The following is an 18,733-nucleotide window of genomic DNA, read 5'->3' as shown; positions in this document are numbered from 1 at the left end:
ATAATATGGATGCATTTGTTTTGAATGAAAAGTGGCAACTTATACACCCGGACGGCGCTATAAAGATCTTACGGATTGATTCGGTTTGTAAACCAGATCTTTCTATAGGAATTGATACCGATGGAAAACGTTGTCTGACTTTGAAGGCTATTAGCTTAAAAGAAGAGTATCTGGACAAAAACGAGTTTTCGAATCTTTCTATAGTGTATCTTCCAGTAGAAGATCGGATCATTATCCGTGTCCTTGACGAATACTTTTGGGATCTTTTTAATGATTTTGTGATTTCAATATATAATAAAATTCACCAAATTGAAGAAGATGAAGCTTGTGTCAAAGAGTTTTTTAGAACCTTCAATCGCTGGGCCTATTTCTTTGATGAGAAGCGAGGTGCCAAATTATCCGAAGAGATTCTGATAGGACTTTTTGGAGAACTTTGCTTTATGGATTACCTACTATCTCAGTCTTCACCAAGATTTACAATTCCAGAGATAGAGCAGAGTTGGGTAGGGCCTTATGATAAAGGACATGATTTCGAATTTCCAGATATTGACTTTGAAGTAAAAACCAAACCCGGTCGCTCGCTCGATATTAATATTTCAAGTGAATACCAGTTACAGGAAGATTTAGGAAAGTCATTAGAATTGGTCATCATTGATATTGATAAGAACTATATTGAGGGTATTTCTCTTCAAGATCTTATTAACAGTATAAAAGATAAAGTGATAGCTTCCAGAGGAGATCTTTCATTCATCGTTGAAGGATTGAAGGAAAAAAACATCAGTTTTAATGACCTAGAAAGTTATGACAACTATAGATATAAAGTAGATAAAATAGTCTTTTATGACTGTTTAGCAGATGGATTTCCAAGACTTAAGAGAGATTTAATCTCTCAGAGTATACATAAAGTGCGTTACCAAATCCGTCTGACCAATTTAACCGAATTTATTAAAAAAGAGCAATCCCTTTAGTTAATATGGAGATCAGTGAACTATTAAAGTATAGAATAGATTTATTAGAAGAATGTCAAGACGACGAAAAATTTATTTCTCAACAGGACTTTTTGACCCATGTAATGCCATTCCTTAATGATGCTAAACTAGTTGATTCCGAGATTTACAATGATTCCTTTCATCTAGGACAAAGCGATAATCTCAAGATTAATGGGTACGTGATCAATGAATCTGGCGAGCGACTGCAGATATTTCTTGTAGACGAATTGTCGATTGATTTAGGGCGACAAGAGGAAAATCTATTGATTTCGCAAAAAAGTCTTTACGACCAACAGTTTAATAGATCTGTAAAATTTGTTAATAAAGCAATAAAGAAGCACCTTGAGGAAGATGTACAAGATTCCAGTCCGGTCAAAGCTCTTGTCAATTTTTTATCTTCTACAGCGGGGTTAGAACAAATCGATGTTATCGAAATATTCTTAGTATCTGCGGCCATCACGGTAGAAAAAAGAGGTGCGGAGCCGCAGCCAAAGAAGATTGAGTTTGACGATGATAGTATTACAGTTAAATATACGGTTGGAAAGGAAAGTCGATCCAAATCAATAAGTGTCTTTAAAAGACTTATTGATCTTAATTTTATATATAATGTTCTTATCTCCCAAGGAAATAGGGAGGTTCTACTAGTCAACTTCGAAAATCTATATCCTGAAGAGATACATCTTCTGAAAGCAGCAGACGAAGAACATTTCGAATCTTATTTATGTGTACTTCCTGCGGCACTGATTGCTGAATTGTATCGTAAATACAGTACACGTATTCTCGAAAAGAACGTACGGTCGTTTCTTCAGTTTAAAGGAGTCAATCAAGGTATTCGTGATACCATTAAGAAGACACCGGAGCTTTTTATCGCTTATAATAACGGAATGACCATTACAGCCGTAGATTCAGAGCTTAAAGAGAGTAATGGACAGTATATTTTGAAGTCTCTTACAGATTTTCAGATCGTGAATGGTGGACAGACTACAGCATCTATATATTTTTCCAAAAAAGAGGGACTTGATATCTCGAAAGTGCGGGTAATGGCAAAAATTAATGTTGCTAAGAATACCGATGAGGATAAGCTTAATGAATTTATATCGCAGATCAGTATTTATTCAAATGCTCAGTCCAAGGTTTCGTCTACCGATCTACGGTCTCGAAATGAACAGCTGGTCAAGCTGAAAGCAGTTTCTGAAAGTACCTTAACACCTACTGGAAAGAAATGGTTTTTCGAACGTTTTAAGGGCGAGTTCAATACATTGATCCGGAAAAATCCGGCAGCCAAAACTAGGATCAATAACGAGTACCCTAAAGAGAGGCGGTTTTCAAAAGAAGAGCTGGCTAAGTATTATATGTCTTGGGGAGATCAGCCCTATATGGTCAAAAAAGGAGGAGAGAAGATCTTTAGGTCATTCATTGAAATAATCTCCGGCGGAGAAAAGAAAAAAGCTCCTACGATCGATCGAGATTTCTTTGAAGAAACTATTGCTAGGATCATGCTTTTCAGAACTTTAGAAAAGCAGTATGGGGCAGGTAAAAACTCTTTAGGTCAGCTGCGATCTGCGGTAGTACCATACTCTATAGCAATTGTTTACAAATATGCTGGTAATATAAAACCAAATATGATTTTCGATTTAGCCAAAATTTGGAAGCAGGAGCAGTTTGACGAATCGTTTTTAGAGATGACCTACAGTCTTATGGATTTGATGAATAATTTGATTAAAAAGTACGCGTTGAGCGATGACTTGGGCGAGTATTCTAAGAAAGAAGAACTATGGGATGCTATCAGCAAATCGATTGAGATCAAACAGTTTATTGAATCAGATTTGTTTAAAACATCAATATCTCGTTTGTTGACATCCAAAGACGCCAAAAAAGCAGCAGAAAAGACGGCGAAGGGAAGAAAACATGTAAACTTTTCCAAACTTTATGAAAATGTATTGATATATAATAAGACTGCAGCATACTATCAGAAACTAGGAATTCTTTTGGGTAGAAGCTTCACAGCCAATCAGCAGAATAAGTTTGACAATATCATATCATTGATTAATAACAAGGAAGATCTGTCCGACAATCTACGGGCATTTGAGATGGAATATCTGAATGAAGTTAGAGTTTCACAGCCTCATGTTTTTGATGAGATTGCTGTTAAGGAAGAAAGCAAATGGTTAGCAGCTTACGATTTTGTCCTATCCCGTTACAATAATTGCATTGAGAATAATGAAGATATTAGATCTGTCTTCCAGCGCGAGCGTGAGATCTTCAAAGCCAAGAATGCTAAATACTATTCCGTATTGGACGAAATAGGCAATGCCCTACATAGAGGTGAGGCTCCTACGATGAAGGAACTTTATAGCCTATGTTCTTGCTTACAATTGCAGTAGGGTAGGTTTTATCGATATTACTTGATTATTATTAGACATAATATTTAAAAATTATGATAGATATAGTTGCGAAAGCTCTGGAGTGTGTCGTCAATAGTGATGGTTATTTTTATAAATATCTAACACCAAATGATGTTGGTAGTAATGGTTCACACCAGAGCGGGATATACGTACGTATGGACGATGGAAAAAAACTATTTCCTAAATCTTTTAAGAAAGGGGAGAATGTACATGCCGACATCAAGATCTTATGGTATGATTCGAAACTGACTTCATTATGCAATTTTATTTATTATGGAAAGGCTTTTGGTACGGAAGAGTTCAGAATCACCCGTCTCAATCGAAAATTTACAACGGGTGATTTTTTACTATTAGTTTTGACTAATGACGAATATATCGGTTTTGTTTTCGATGAACAACAGTCTAAAAAATTTTTGACTGGTATGACTAGTGTTTAATAATTTATATCTTTGTTTATAAAATGGCTACTCCTGATCCAGTTTACCTCTTTCGCATGGTGCATTGGCGTAATATCAAATATATTTTGACTCATGGCCTATGCTGTAAAGATCATGAAAATATCGATCCTAATTACATTAGTATTGGGCATCAACAATTGATTGTAGATCGTAACGATTATGTCATACCTATTAATGGCTATGGCACCTTAGGTGAGTATATACCCTTTTATTTCTGGGGACAATCCCCGATGTTATTCATGATAGCTAATGGACTTCGAGGTGTAAAGCGTTATCCACAGGAAGATATTGTATTTATAATTGTGGACAGTGCTCATATTATACAAGATGGTTTCCAATATGTTTTTACTGATCGACATGCTAAAGTAAGATTGGCAAATTTTTCGACAAATCCAAGTGATTTACATAGACTCAGATGGGATGTTATTAAGGCTAAGGATTGGAGAAATACAGAGGACGATTTTCAGCGAAGAGACTTTAAACAGGCTGAGTTTTTAGTAAAGAGTCACATTCCTGTTAGTTATATCAATAAGATTGTTGTGAAAAACGAGGCGAAAAAAATAGAAATTGAAGATATTGTCCGTAACTTAGGACTAGATATCCCGGTTGTTGTTGCAGTTGAGGGAAGATTATATTATTAGGTATGATAAAGTTTTTGAAAGGGGATTTATTACAGTCAGATGCTGAAGCATTGGTCAATACTGTCAATACAGTGGGTGTTATGGGCAAGGGGATTGCTTTGCAGTTTAAAAACCAATATCCATATAATTATAAAGTCTATAAGGAAGCCTGTAAAAAAGGAGAATTGAAAGTTGGAGAGCTATTGGTTGTCAAAGATGGTGATATATTGTGTGAAAAATATATTATCAATTTCCCAACCAAAGAACATTGGCGATCACCTTCAGAGATCTCTTATATTCAACAAGGGCTTGAAGCTTTAAAAGAGTCTATCAAAGAGTATAATATTAAAAGCATAGCTATTCCACCTTTAGGTTGTGGTAATGGAGGGCTTGATTGGAATATTGTTAAGCCAATGATTATAAGTGCTCTAGGAGATCTAGGGATTGATGTGTATGTTTACGAACCTAACGTTCAAATCAAAAAAATACTCCAATCTGAGAAAAATACAACAACAACAAAAAAACTGACTCCGGGGAAAGCCATGCTTTTATACTTGATGTTTCATTACGAATCAGTCGGAGATATTAGTAGTTTATTTTCCGCAAATAAGTTGGCATACTTTTTACAGGAAAGCGGAGAGAATCTGAAGTTAAAGTTTCAAGCTCATCATTATGGACCATATGCCGTACAGGTGAATCATGTTTTATACAGTATTAATGGTGTTTATCTTAAGGGCTTAGAACAGAATGAAGCAAAAGCATTTGAACCACTTTTACTCAATTATGAGAAATATCAAGAGGTGGAGGAATATGTACATACTCAGCTTAAACCGCAACAGTTAGATCGTCTTAAGTCGGTTTTAACTTTGATCAAAGGTTTCGAAACCACTTATGCATTGGAGCTGTTAGCATCAGTAGACTTTGCTAGTAAGCAGGAAAGTGTTAAATCGGTCGAAGATATCAAACATCATATAAAAAAATGGAATCAAAGGAAAGCTAATCTTTTTAAGGATGAGCATATCGAATTAGCATATACACATCTTAAGGAGTATCAGTCTATTTTGGTGTTCTAACTATTGTCAATTTGCAACCCATATTACCTTAATATCGAAGATGATTTGACCTGACACCTCTTTTGCAGCCTATTATTAAAAAGACCAAGCTATTTCGGAGGAAGCTTGGTCCTTTTATTGTTAAAATAAAATGCTAATAGGAATGAGTTATTTTACGTTGCCTACTCGAAATTATATTTATTTTAAACGTCGAGTATGTTTAATTCTAATTCTACCTGATTTTGCTCCGCTTTCAAGAATAAGACGCTCTAATATTTCATTAAAGCTAGTGAAATAATCTTCGTCAATGTTGAAATCTTGAGTATGAGATGAGTCAATAGAGTATTTGTTATTCCGTCTATTATCACTTGTTTTTATCGCGTTAGAATGTTCGGTTTTTTCTAAAGCAAATTTCATTTTAAGGAATGCTTTGAAAAATGGACTTGCTAAAGAGTATTTTTGAGAACTTCTATCGTACCTCAAAATTTCTTTATATTCAGGAAGTTGTAATTGACTTAAAAAAGTCAACATTTCTTCGTCCGCTATTCTTTTGTTTTTAGGAATTTTATTTTTAATCTCGTTAAAGCTTAACATTTCTTTGGCTGAATTCTCGAAAGTTTTTAAAATATTCCATCCAGAGGGTTCACGTATAATTGTGTCATATATCTTTGTGAATGTATCAGAGTTTTTTCTTACATAAGAATTTACAGCTTCTTTAAAAGACGTCGTTTTTATGTTTCGCTTGAAAAAACTCCAACTTCTAATCTCTGAATCAAAACATAAATCAAAGCAAATTTGATGGGCGATGGCGGCTAAGTTATTGGAATAAAACACAACTTTTTCTTTCGTACTATCATCGATATTCACATTCAACAGACTAAAACCTTTATTTATAATTTGCGATATTTCATCCTCACTTAATAAAGGAACTTGCAGTTCCGCTACTCTGTTGTTTAAGTTGTTGTCAAGTTCTATTAATTCTCTCGCAGTGGCGACAGCTCCAATGCAGATAATTCGAACTTCTTTATAATCGTTAGCTGTATCAATAAATATTTTGACGACATCAGCAATTCGTCGCTTTTCAATTTCAGCAACTTTATGAAAATCTTCAATTAGCCAAACGCAATTTATTTCACCTAGAAATTGTGCTAATTTTTGGGGGGTTAGTTGTATTGGAACGATTCGAGTCTCTTTTTTCTCATGACTGGTGTTTTTTGTTTCATTTACTTTACTACTTAAACCAGCATATTCTGCTTTGAGTTCAGCAGAGATTGAATATTGTGAATTGCTGTTTTTTTCGTGGATATAAAATTTATTTAAATCATCAAATGCTTGTAACAGTAAATCGTCAAAAGTAGTTTTTGATTCACAGTGTGTTTTAATGAAATTTTGCCTTTTATTGTTTAGAGATTTTCTTATTAAAGTTGTCTTGCCACTTCCTGAATGTCCGTAAACAATAATTTGCTTTCCTGGGAGAGAAAGATATTTTTCTAAATCCTTTTCAACAATACTCCTATTAATATAAGTTAGTTTAGCAATCGTGTTTGGTGTGAAAATATCTTCTAATTTATCTTTTTTGTAGATTTTACTTAATAAATTCATGATTATTTCGTGATTCAAAATGTATCTAATTGGGCATGTGACGAAGATACATTATAAATCTTCAATTTTGTTAGAAAAGAATACCATTTTCAATGGCGGCTTTAATCGTCGGTATTTAAAAATATTATACTGTATAAATGTTGATTTCTTTCCAATAGTCACAATCGACTTATTTTTAGGTTTCCTAAGAGCGGATAATTTGCCATTAGCTTTTAACACTATTTATCACCGATTATTTCATCTTCTTTTTTTTCAATTGTTAATATTGCACTTATAAATTGCGAAAATGCAAATAGATTTATTATGGTATTGAAAATAAGAAGAATTGCATAAATCGAAATTATGTTTAACAGTAATAAGAGAAATGTGTTCAATACTACAGCTAAGCAGGCACTAACTTTTATGCTATAGAAAAAACCTGTATCGATAATTATTTGAGAAAGGTAATTTACGAGAAGTGCAATTGTCATCATAAAAATAGCCATTCCAAACACTGCACTAGTTTTTTGGAAACTATTGTATGGGAGTTTTTTTTCTTTCAATCTAGTTTTAGCAATTTTTATTAGAATTTTTTCTGAGAATCCAGATATTAATAATGCATAAGCACCAATTGCAAAGCCCAGAATATTTGGAATTATTGAAAGATTTATAGAGAGCATATTTTTAAAAAAAACATATAGATCACTGTTAGAGATAAGTAAAAAGATCTGTACAACAATAGATATAATTATCGAAATCTTTAACGATCTACTATTTTTAAAACTCTTTTTAAGATTGTAAACTTTGAAAAAGCTCTTCCAGTTTCCGTCGTGAGTTTTTTCAAGTTGTGTTAAATACTCTTGTTCGTTTTGCACGGTTAAAGGTGTTTAATGATCTCTGAATACCATAACCTAAATTTACCGCCTAAATCTAAGTCTATTTCAATAGGTATAATTTTTGGTTTTTCTTTATTGGAAATATTGATGATTTTTTGTCCTTCTTTGGGAAGAATTTGTGCAGAGTTAATTGTACCATTAGATTCAGCTAACTCTAAACCTCCGGCAAGTAAAATTGACTTATCAATTTTTAAACCTACTGTTTTATTATCTGCTTCTGCGCTTAGTTTAAGTTTCCCGATTTTGGATTCTTTTATAATATCTTCTAGGTCTTCGCCTAAGTGACCTACAGCGTCATCGTTAGTGTAGGATATTTCGTAATTCAATTTAAAAACTTTTTTTGCCTCATATATTTGATGAATCACATTGGTGTCCTTCTCAAGGACTATTTCTAAAACATCTTCTTTCCTAATGGTGTTTTTTAAAAAAGTTCTAAGATAATTTTCAACTTCTTTTTCTAACGGTCCCCCATTTTTCTTTTCTAAAACTAATCTGTGTTTTTTTGGAATAAACAAAAAGTCTATTACTGTTGGCTTTAGAATTCTTGGCTTGTTAACATCTTTAATTATCTTATTATTTTCTATAACATTGATCTCTTTATCTTGTATATATGTTCCTTTAGCTATATGACCATAGATAAACTCAGGGATTTTAAGGTCTTTAATTCCTCTTACCGAATACATTTGGATTCCCTCGTTTTTTCCTACTGGCATTATATTTTTACTGCTTGACAGTTCTTTTATAATCCTGACATACTCTTTAGTTTTTTCTTCACCTTCTAAAATGGTTTGCAGTTTTACATTAATAATAAATGATTTTATTTTTTCTATCATAATTATCCGTATTTATATTATTTTCTGTTTATTATACTTGTTTTTTTGTTAAAATATATACTTTTCTTCATTGTAAAATATGGTAACACGATATTTTATGGGTTGAGTAACTTCAGATCAACGAAAGTAAGTGTCTTTGCAATTGAGTTGTTATTTTTATATTCTCTAATAATTCACTGTCTCACTTTCTTCAAAGCGGCCTCATATTGTCCCCGATTGTTTAGTTTTGATGTTTAAGTATTTTTTAATCAATCTATTATAGATTATTCTTTAGCCAATCGGAACATTCGTTACTAAATCCAGCCCAGGCTCCTTCTCCTGATAAGCAAACTACTAGAAGTTCGTCGTTTGAATCGATAAATTTTTTCAGATGGTCTCTAATTAAAGTTGCAGGTGAAGAAGACTTGACAATAAACGTACTATCTAAACAATGCCACCAAGTTCCTAATCTTTTAATCTCTTCGATGAGCGTTGTATAATCTTGACCTGTTTTATTTAAATCATAACCAATTAAATAGCTTTTCTTCATAATTATTAACTTATGTTTTTAATTTATCTCCCGAGCAATTCCATCGCTGTTTTTTTCACTTTCTCCACCCATCACAAAAGGAGGGACGGAGTACTAACCCTTTCCTGATCTATCAACTTTTTCAATTCAAACCAATACCCCTCATCCCAGTATCGCCTAGAACTTCCAGAGGTGGATGGGAGTACAAAAAGTTTTGATTGTCCTATATTCTTTTTTTGAAGCCCATAGTTTACCAGGCTAGTAATACCTTGGTACCCCAGTACAAATGATGCTGCTTTCTTGCTGTTAAAAGCGATGTACTTTGGCTGAAACATTTCAATTTTTGCAATAAACCCCGTTACATCATAGTTTTCGCTAGAAATTTGGTTGTCGTTACCGTATTCATTATGTACTAAATCGGTTAGACCAATATTGTATTTGTTTATATCATAACAATCTTTTGGCTCCAACTTAGCAGGAGTCAACCCTACGGTATGTAATACACTATAAAATTTATTTCCTGGTCCAGCATAATAGAACCCTTTTAATGCTGATGCTTTTACCTTTGCGGTTCCGCAAAATACTACATCAAGGTTTTTGGTAAGTACGTCTTTTAACATGGTTTTATCAATTGGTTATATATTTATTTAGCAAATGTTCAAACTCTTGGATTAGCTTATTGTCGTACTTATTTCTTCAATTCTTAAAAGTTGTGTTGCAATAGGGATGGGTAAGCTGTCCATTTTCAGGCTCTCCCTTACCTCCATCTTCAACCCGTTGAATATGATCGATTGAAATCGAGTTTTTATGGATGTATCCGTTGCATATCTTACACTTTAAACCAATTTTTAAAGCTTCGCGTATAAAAATTTCGGATTTTGTTTCTGTAGTAAAATTTATAAATGATGATTTGTGTTCAGCAAATTGATTTAGTATTAGATATTTGAAGTTTTCTTCTTTTACAAGTTCTTCTATAGATTTTTCTGTTGTTTTATTTTCTAATAATTTTTTTATGATTTGCATATAAAAGTCTGTAACGTGCGGTATCGCCGAAAAGGCACTTCGATATTTACGTGTAATTTGTTGTATTAAGTAATCATAATTTAAGATGAATTCCTCAAATTTCGCTCTTACCTTTATGAAATCATTGAATTTACCTTTTCTTTCTAGCTCTAGAATAAAAGCTAATGTAAAATAGAATGAAGCAGGTTTATGTTTGCCATCGATAGAATAAAAATATACGATTGGGTGTAAGCCTAAGGAAGATGGGTGTACACTATTAATACGCCAAGCAAGTTTTCTAGCATTTTTGAGATATGATAATGTTGAATCCCCCGTCTGGTCGTCTTGCAGTTCATCTGCAAAATTGACACCTATTTTGTTAACCATATTTACATATTCTAAGATTAATGGCAATGCTTGTGCTGACATTACTTTTCCTCCGATTGGTATGTCGAGAGTTTTGACAGGAGTCTTAAGGGTTGGGTTGAAAAGGATTTCATGAATTTCCTTTGCAATTATTTGTATTTCACTTTGTTTGTTTGCTGAGAAATCTGACCAGTATTTATGACCTTCTCCTGCTCTTATAATAGCTCTCGCCGCAATACAGTTTCCTTTTTTTCGAGATTCAAGTATTTTGAATTCTGTTGGGTCAATTTTTGATGGTTGTTGGTTAATTTTAAAAAATGATTTTTCCGCTTTTTGGGCGTCTCCATTTACCCATTGGACATCAATTGAATAAGCTCCTAAATTCATCGCTTTTTTTAGAATAGCTGGGTCTGGATTATCAGCATTTGTAGCATTTGCAATATCCTGAAATTTACCCATCTTCTTATTTATTAATTTTCTTGTTCTCTCAGCAATTTCCTTCTGATCATCGCTTAAGCTGTCTCCATAAAACTTCTTTGATATTTCACCATCTCCGTAATCATCTTTTATCCAGCTAATAAGAGCACTCAATCTATGAGCTCCATCAATTACAAAATATAATCCTGCATTATTTCTCCAAAGAATAATTGCGGGAATAAGCTCTCCATTTATAAAGCTCTCAATAAACTCTGCTATTTTTTTTGCATCCCATTCGTTTGTCTCTCTTTGAAAATCTGGCTTTCTGAGAAAAGGATAGAATAGTCCACTAGTAATACTAGTTATCGAAATGCTATTAAAGAGATTAGTAGAGTTTTGAGTGCCTACAACTTCAAAATCTTCTCGAGGAATTATAGCATCTAAGTTAGTTTTCGCCATGTGAGTTGTGTTGAAAATTATTTGCTTAGTAATAACTAAGTTTTATGCTTGAATAGTGATAGTTAAGTTTTCTAGGGCTATCAGATTTTTAAATGTTCTCTTCAAATTCCTTTATCCATTCTTTGTCGATGTTCTTCATAGCCTTTTTTAGTAATTCTTATTCCTCTTTTTCTTCCATCTTTTTTAGTGCCAAATTGATAGCTTTCTCCAAAAGAGCTATATTAACTTTCTTTAGAGCTTTATCGACAGTTTCCGTCGGTATTGGACCATTTAATTGGTAGTAAGCTTCTCCTCGGTTGCGTGGATCTGGTATAAGAGGATTCTTTTTATATGTTTTTGTGTTAGTAGCCAGTCCTTTCAATAGACCGCCTGACCAATCAATTGATGTTGACTTATTCAATGGAGCCGGTAAAAATGGCAAGATCTCTGAATTAACAAATTTTGTTTTATTGTTATTATAATATTTTAGATACACTATTGTATAAGCGTAAATGCTTAATTTCTCATCTTTGTCCTGCTCAGCATTTAGCATGTATGGTAATGTATTGGTTAAAAAAAATTGTGTTTCTGTGGGGAGATTATCTTCACTTATCAAAACGGAATCTTTATTAAGAAAATATTCGATATCTTTTCCGAATAGATCAGATACTCGTTTAGCTAGATCTAAAGAAATACTTCCCTTGGATTGCTTTTCATTACCTGTGTAAATCAAATTATATTTTTGAAGCAAGTAGTCCATCCCTGCTTCTGTAATTTTTAGTGATACTCTTAACTCTTTAATATTTGTTATAAATATTTGGCTGAAGTGCTTGTTCATAAATTTGCCATTTCAATTTATTTATTAATAATGCTTTTAAAAATGGAAATGATTGATTATATTTGTTTAGTAGATGCGATTAATAGCGCAGAGAGTATATTTCTCTGCCTAAACGATGTCTCTCGTTTGAGAAAACCGGCAAATTTGACCAACGAGAAGACTGCGAGTTCGCCATCATCTATCGGATTATTATTATCTTCGTGATATACATAACCGATGGGGCGAACTTTGTGGAAGTCTTTCTTGGTGGTCAAAGCAGAGAAATCTCGTGAAGATTATACTGCGAGGGGTTCCTGCCGGTTTCCCTCAACCATAAAGCAGCAAGGTTCGACCCATTGGTTTTTTTAACCAATCTGACTTTCCTTCTAGCTTTCTGAGAGTGTCATCGTTTTTATAACCATATAAATGATTATGAAACGATTAAAAACCACCAAGCAGAACCACCCAGACACGATCAAGGATCGTAGCCTATGGTTTTCCTATTCCATTTTGATAAAGAACGTATGCTGTCCTCCGGACTAAGCTGTGCTAAAATAATACAGGTATAAAAGGGGAGGGGCGTAAGCCATTTCTACAGTTTGGGGCATTATTGGTATTAAATAATACCCAATTGTCAGCTCAAAAGCCAAAAGGGAGTTTGAACTGTCCTGATAGACCTGTTTACCGACTTTCCAACTAAAACATGGTGTACCTTGTTTTTGGGTTAATAATAATCGGTTTATTTTTATTTCGCACTTTAAAGATAGCTTGATTTTCTATTATTCCAAAATATATATCGTTACCTATGCTTTTTGCATGGGTAGGGAGGTCGGTTTTTTTCTAATTTTTTAAATAATGATTTAAAAACCGAATAATTATGATGCGATTTTTACGCAAAGGGGATTGTTATGCCCTAGAAAAACCTATAAGGAAAAGATATTACTTATCTCTAAATAGCTTTCAATGTTTATTGCTGTCTCTCAGCAAAATTTATTATCAGTTTAGTTGTTATGTTCAGAAGTCCCGCGCCCGCGGGACAACTGGCGAAGGTGGGAGAGGCAAGAACCAGGCAGTTATGAAGCCATCATGGAGCATGGCTAATGTAATGTCTTTTAATACACTCCTTATACACTGTTACTACTTCACGCATACTTGGAGAATACTTAGGCCATACACTAAGACCGCTTCGGCTAGGGTAGCCGGGGTGTTCGGCATGGCTTCGAGATTGGGTCGTACTTTGGTGCACATTTGTTCGACTGGTGTTCGACTGCTGTTCGAGTGTTGTTCGAGTGCTGTTCGAGTGCGACTCGAAGCCCAGTCGAAGGACTGTCGAAGAGCACCCGAAGGATTGTCGAACAAGTGTCGAAGCCGACTCGAAGCCCAGTCGAAGGACTGTCGAAGAGCACTCGAAGGATTGTCGAACAACTCCCGAACACGACTCGAAGGACTGATGAATAGACTGCCACGTTTTGCTTGCCATGACGGGAAGATGATGAATGGTCTGCATATGAATCGATTGATTTCAAGGTGGTTTCATTCGTTTTACGATGAGGCTAGGGGTAAAGTGGAGCCTATGCTAGTCAAAAATAAAAGGAGCCCTCAAAACGGCTTAAATGAAGCGGATAGTTTTCTGCTTGATAAAGAAAGAGCTGACGATATTAAAAGACCTATGGCCTATGGCTTACAGCTTATAGCGATATTTTGTGTGTTGTTTAGTTTTGCTTCTATAGTAGAAGCAAAGGCTCAGGAGCTCCGCCAAGGCGGGGCAACTGAGATAGGGGAGATCAAGCCTTTAGAAATAGGGGATACCATCCCTGAGGAAATATGGAATATGCCTTTGCAGGTGGTAGAATATGGTGGGAAGACCAAAGAAATTCGCCTAGCCGACTATCGTGGGAAGGTGATCATATTGGACTATTGGGCTACTTGGTGTGCAGGTTGCATCCTGAGCATGCCGAAAATGCATGAGCTTGTTGAGGAAATGCCAAATGAGGTTGTATTGTTGCCGGTAACGAGGCAGGAAGAATCACTTATTACAAAATATCTGTCAACAACGGGTTCCAAAACGATACAAAGTTTAGGAGAACGTTTTTATACTATTGTTGATGGGGCCAGTCTGGCCGACCTCATCCCACATCGAACTATTCCACATATAGCGATCATCAATCCAGCGGGCATCTTGGAGCAATCGACTAAGCCCCATCTTTTGGACAAGGAAGCCCTTTTAAGTATAGCGGTGGGAAAAGAATATTACTTGCCTGATTATCGGGGAAAACTGGATACAACAATTCTATCGGATACGTATACTGATCTGAGGGCATATAGGCCCACCTATTATACTACGATAAGTGGATATATGGACGGCTTTGAAATCTCGAACCGGGAATACACAGATGTTATATCGTCTGCAAAAAAAGGAAATTATATTAATTACGCAATACTTAAACTTCTTCAGATCGCTGCGCCAAGAAAAAGGTTCGACGCCATGAGGCCCAATCGGCGGATAATGGCTACAGCGGATTCTTCGAGACTTGATTTCTATTACAATCGGGAGGTTCCTTTTGATCGGGAGCAGTTCAGTATAAGTTACGAATACGCTCTTCCGGTTGAATGGAGTGCGGACCAAATCAAAGATAAAATGCTGGATGATATGGCGCTTTTCACTGGTTATTATGCGGGCTATATAGAACAGGAAATGCCGAGTCTGATAATTCGCAAACAACCAGGTGCGCAGGTATCCGAATCGAAGACCACCTTAAAGCTGGTACAAAACGGCGAACTTCAGTCGAATCCGCCTAAGTATGTCGGTAATTCCCCATCGGGAGCAAATACTTACTTTATGGGGGCCAAGGTCGATAATATCGTAAATTACTTAAATAACCAATATAATGAGGTTTTTCCCTGCGTTATCGATTCAACCGGAATAAACTATAGAATCGATGTTGATCTGCCGGAAAGATTAGGGGATATCGAGCTATTGAAAGAGACATTCCAACAACAGGGATTTGACGTGCAGATAGAGAACCACATGATGGAAATGTTTGTTGTTGCAGACCGGCCAATACATGAACTGGATATAGAGGTGCCTGAACTTGTTCTGACGAGATATGGCTATGTCCTTAAAAAAGAAAGGGGGCGGCAATGAGACAGGGGAAATTATTAGTGTTGGTAGGCGCGATTTTCCTAGTCTTAAAAGGAGCCTTTGCCCAACAGGGTGTTGTGCGGCTTTCGGGGAAAGCTGTCGATGAAATAGACCGTGCGCCGGTACCTGGTGTCACGATCTCTGTGAAGGACATACAGCGGATATATACAACAGATAAGGATGGAATGTTTGAATTAGTCCTACCGAGGAGACCCGAATATCAGATGACAATGAGAAGAATCGGGTTTGATCCTCTCCATGTAAATATGAAAATCGATAAAGATACAGTTGTGACCATCACGCTGAAGCCGGCAGATAATGTACTGGAAGAAGTGACAGTCAATACAGGGTACCAAAGTATTCCCAAGGAAAGGGCTACCGGTTCTTTTGAAGTCGTAAACGCTGAGCTTTTCAACCGGCAGATCGGTACAGATGTAATCAGCAGATTGGACGGGATAATGCCATCAATTTTGTTTGACAAGCGAACTGGAGCCGAACAACGGATGGTGATCAGAGGGGTATCGTCGCTGAGCGCCATACAAGGGGCACCCTTGATTGTCTTGGACAATTTTCCGTTTGAGGGAGATATCAATAGTATTAATCCCAATGATGTGGAAAGTGTGACCCTTTTAAAGGATGCGGCGGCGGCAAGTATATGGGGCGCGAAAGCAGGGAATGGAGTGCTGGTAATTACGACAAAAAAAGGAAAATATAAAGCGCCGTGGCAGGTTTCCGTTCATGCTAACAGTACCATCCAAGAGAAACCCGATCTCTATTATATGCCACGCATGTCTACCAGCGATTTTATCGATATCGAGCAGTTTCTGTACGAACAGGGCGCTTTCACCTCTATGTTAGCAAATACGACAAATAGGCCTCCGCTGACGCCTGTAATCGAACTCCTTGATGAACATACTCGTGGAGAAATAAGTGAAACAACGCTAAAAAATAAGTTAGATTATTTTCGTGAGCAGGATATCAGAAAAGATCTAAGCAATCATTTTTATCGTACCGGTATAAACCAGCAGTATTCTTTCAGCCTAAATGGAGGGGGAGAAAACTATACCACGTTATTTTCCGCTGGATACGATCATAATAGAAGCACGTTAGTAGGAAATGATTTTCGTCGAATCAACCTTAACATACAGAATACATTCAGACTTACTCCACGGCTGGATTTGAGTACAGGTATACGTTATTCGATGCTTTTTGGAACCAATAACCACCTCGGCAATATACAAATGTCTGCTGCCAAAGGTATGTACCCTTATGCCGAATTTGTAGACGAATATGGGCAGGCGTTGGCAGTGACCAAAGATTATCGGAACAGTTACCTCGATGAAGTTGATGAAAGAGGAGGGTTGTTGGATTGGCGGTACCGACCCTACGATGAGCTGCACCTCGCTGATAATACGACAACCGGAAGCAACCTGTTGTTCAGTACCAATTTGAAATATCGATTTTTAGCAGATCTGACTGGAGAAGTCTATTATCAATACGAACACGAACCTTCTTTTGGGCGTCAATTTTACAGCGAGGATACCTATTATACTAGAGATCTGATAAACCGCTTTACTCAAGTAGCAGATAACGGTATTATACGACCGATTCCATTGGGGGGTATATTAGATCGAAGTCAGTCTGAACTAAAAGCGCAGTCGTTTAGAGGGCAAATAAATTATACGAAGGATTGGGCAAACCATAGTATCGCTGCAATTATCGGAATGGAAATTCGGCATGCAAGAAATGAGGGAAACAATACAAGACTGTATGGGTACGACGATGACCTACAGACGACCAACCGCGTAGATTACGTAAACCGGCTACCTATTTATGATAACTTAGCGGGAGCGTCTACCATTATATTTTCAGACAGGGCATTCGGTGGTACACAAAGGTTTGTTTCTGCCTATAGCAACGGCTCGTATACATATAAGAAAAAATATACGCTCTCCGTAAGCGCACGTAAAGATGCTTCAAATTTATTTGGGGTTGCTACAAATGACAAATGGTCTCCACTTTGGTCGGTCGGAGGTGCATGGAACATAGGGGAAGAAGAGTTCTATCACTCGAATCTAATACCGAGACTTAAGGTCAGGACAACCTATGGGTATAGTGGAAATGTTAGGAATGATGTTGCCGCGGTAACGACGCTGCAATATTACGGAACAAGCCGATTGGGTAGGTATCCTTATGCGGTTGTAATGAATCCACCGAATGCTGAATTGCGATGGGAGAAAATAGGAACATTTAATCTGGGACTCGATTTTGGATTTGTAAATAATGTATTAGCGGGAAGCATCGAATTCTATCGGAAAACGGCGACGGATCTGGTTAGTTTGGTGGAGACTGACCCAACGACGGGGTTTGGATCTTTGAGCATGAACAGTGCGATAATAAAAAATACAGGAGTAGACTTGACGTTGAACAGCAACACCAAGCTGGGAAATACGCATTGGTCTGGTACTTTGCTGATGTCTTTAAACCGAAATCGTATAGAAAAATACATGCTCGAGCCTACGCGATTTAGCCAATGGGTCGGTACAGGTTCCTCCGTATCTCCTATTGAAGGAGAGCCAGCATACTCGGTTGTTAGTTATCGCTGGGGAGGACTCGATCCCGAAACCGGAGACCCAATAGGATATTTGGAAGGGGTGGAAACAAAAGATTACAGCTTGTTGAACCAGCAGGTCACAAAAAACGATCTCGTTTTTCATGGGTCGGCACTTCCAGAGTTTTTCGGAGCTTTTCGGAATACCATTGAATGGAAAGGAGTTTCTGTATCCATGAATATCGCCTATCGTACAAATTATTATTTCCGCAGACAGACTATTAATTATTCAAACCTCCTGACCGCTAATGGCCAGGTTGAACACGGCGATTTTAACGAACGATGGCAACAACCGGGGGATGAAAGGTACACCACTGTTCCTTCAATGATCTATCCCACGAATACCAGACGTGACGAGTTTTATAGAAACGCAGAGGTTACGGTAGAGCGAGGAGACCATATACGTATCCAAGATATTAATCTATCGTATACGTTTTTAAGAAATGGGATTAAGCCACTTAGAAATATAAGAGCTACGTTTTATGCCCGAAACCTAGGGGTGATATGGCGGGCAAATAAGCATAATCTTGACCCAGATGTCGCACAGTTGCCTTTACCTAAATCTTGGTCTATTGGTTTAAACGCTAATTTTTAAATA

Annotated in this window: 15 protein-coding genes; 8 read left to right on the top strand and 7 right to left on the bottom strand. The window is 36.3% G+C overall.

Going from position 1 to position 18,733, the window contains the following annotated elements; all coding sequences use genetic code 11:
• Nucleotides 1–5 precede the first annotated feature (5 nt).
• The 5 genes from ORI89_RS11920 to darG are packed head-to-tail and all read left to right on the top strand — an operon-like array spanning nt 6 to nt 5,545.
• A complete protein-coding gene (locus ORI89_RS11920) occupies nt 6–968 on the top strand; it encodes a PD-(D/E)XK motif protein (protein WP_268230714.1) in 963 nt (320 codons plus the stop codon).
• Between the two features lie 5 nt (nt 969–973).
• The gene (locus ORI89_RS11915; RefSeq protein WP_268230713.1) at nt 974–3,373 is read left to right on the top strand and encodes an AIPR family protein; all 2,400 of its coding nucleotides are present in this window, start codon (nt 974–976) and stop codon (nt 3,371–3,373) included.
• 53 nt (nt 3,374–3,426) lie between these two features.
• The gene (locus ORI89_RS11910; protein ID WP_268230712.1) at nt 3,427–3,831 is read left to right on the top strand and encodes an EcoRII N-terminal effector-binding domain-containing protein; all 405 of its coding nucleotides are present in this window, start codon (nt 3,427–3,429) and stop codon (nt 3,829–3,831) included.
• Between the two features lie 23 nt (nt 3,832–3,854).
• Nucleotides 3,855–4,493, top strand: coding sequence for a type II toxin-antitoxin system toxin DNA ADP-ribosyl transferase DarT (gene darT / locus ORI89_RS11905; protein ID WP_268230711.1), 639 nt, complete (start codon nt 3,855–3,857; stop codon nt 4,491–4,493).
• 2 nt (nt 4,494–4,495) lie between these two features.
• Entirely contained in the window at nt 4,496–5,545 is a 1,050-nt protein-coding gene (gene darG / locus ORI89_RS11900) for a type II toxin-antitoxin system antitoxin DNA ADP-ribosyl glycohydrolase DarG (RefSeq protein ID WP_268230710.1), read from the top strand.
• A gap of 177 nt (nt 5,546–5,722) precedes the next feature.
• Here darG and ORI89_RS11895 read toward each other — a convergent pair whose 3' ends face one another.
• The 7 genes from ORI89_RS11895 to ORI89_RS11865 form a co-directional block, all read right to left on the bottom strand.
• On the bottom strand, nt 5,723–7,126 hold the full coding sequence (locus tag ORI89_RS11895; protein ID WP_268230709.1) for an AAA family ATPase: 1,404 nt from the start codon (nt 7,124–7,126) through the stop codon (nt 5,723–5,725).
• Nucleotides 7,127–7,344: 218 nt separating this feature from the next.
• The gene (locus ORI89_RS11890) at nt 7,345–7,980 is read right to left on the bottom strand and encodes a hypothetical protein (protein ID WP_268230708.1); all 636 of its coding nucleotides are present in this window, start codon (nt 7,978–7,980) and stop codon (nt 7,345–7,347) included.
• Nucleotides 7,981–7,982: 2 nt separating this feature from the next.
• A complete protein-coding gene (locus ORI89_RS11885; protein WP_268230707.1) occupies nt 7,983–8,834 on the bottom strand; it encodes a DUF4747 family protein in 852 nt (283 codons plus the stop codon).
• A gap of 256 nt (nt 8,835–9,090) precedes the next feature.
• Entirely contained in the window at nt 9,091–9,363 is a 273-nt protein-coding gene (locus ORI89_RS11880) for a SinR family protein (protein ID WP_268230706.1), read from the bottom strand.
• Between the two features lie 71 nt (nt 9,364–9,434).
• Complete coding sequence (locus ORI89_RS11875) at nt 9,435–9,962, bottom strand: mismatch-specific DNA-glycosylase (RefSeq protein WP_268230705.1); 528 nt, start codon at nt 9,960–9,962, stop codon at nt 9,435–9,437.
• A gap of 76 nt (nt 9,963–10,038) precedes the next feature.
• Nucleotides 10,039–11,586, bottom strand: coding sequence for a GmrSD restriction endonuclease domain-containing protein (locus tag ORI89_RS11870; protein ID WP_268230704.1), 1,548 nt, complete (start codon nt 11,584–11,586; stop codon nt 10,039–10,041).
• 157 nt (nt 11,587–11,743) lie between these two features.
• Nucleotides 11,744–12,403: a hypothetical protein gene (locus tag ORI89_RS11865; protein WP_268230703.1), complete on the bottom strand. Its 660-nt coding sequence runs from the start codon at nt 12,401–12,403 to the stop codon at nt 11,744–11,746.
• Between the two features lie 42 nt (nt 12,404–12,445).
• Between ORI89_RS11865 and ORI89_RS11860 the strand changes: the two genes are divergently transcribed.
• The 3 genes from ORI89_RS11860 (at nt 12,446) to ORI89_RS11850 (ending at nt 18,730) form a co-directional block, all read left to right on the top strand.
• Entirely contained in the window at nt 12,446–12,607 is a 162-nt protein-coding gene (locus tag ORI89_RS11860) for a hypothetical protein (protein WP_268230702.1), read from the top strand.
• Between the two features lie 652 nt (nt 12,608–13,259).
• Entirely contained in the window at nt 13,260–15,527 is a 2,268-nt protein-coding gene (locus ORI89_RS11855) for a TlpA family protein disulfide reductase (protein ID WP_268230701.1), read from the top strand.
• Nucleotides 15,524–18,730, top strand: coding sequence for a SusC/RagA family TonB-linked outer membrane protein (locus tag ORI89_RS11850; RefSeq protein ID WP_268230700.1), 3,207 nt, complete (start codon nt 15,524–15,526; stop codon nt 18,728–18,730). Before ORI89_RS11855 ends, ORI89_RS11850 begins: the two co-directional genes overlap by 4 nt.
• The last annotated feature ends 3 nt before the right edge of the window (nt 18,731–18,733 follow it).

Origin of the sequence: Sphingobacterium sp. UT-1RO-CII-1 (assembly GCF_026711005.1) — a bacterium.
Lineage (GTDB): Bacteria > Bacteroidota > Bacteroidia > Sphingobacteriales > Sphingobacteriaceae > Sphingobacterium.
Note: the sequence above shows the minus strand (reverse complement) of the source record. Positions and strands in the feature narration are given on the sequence as shown.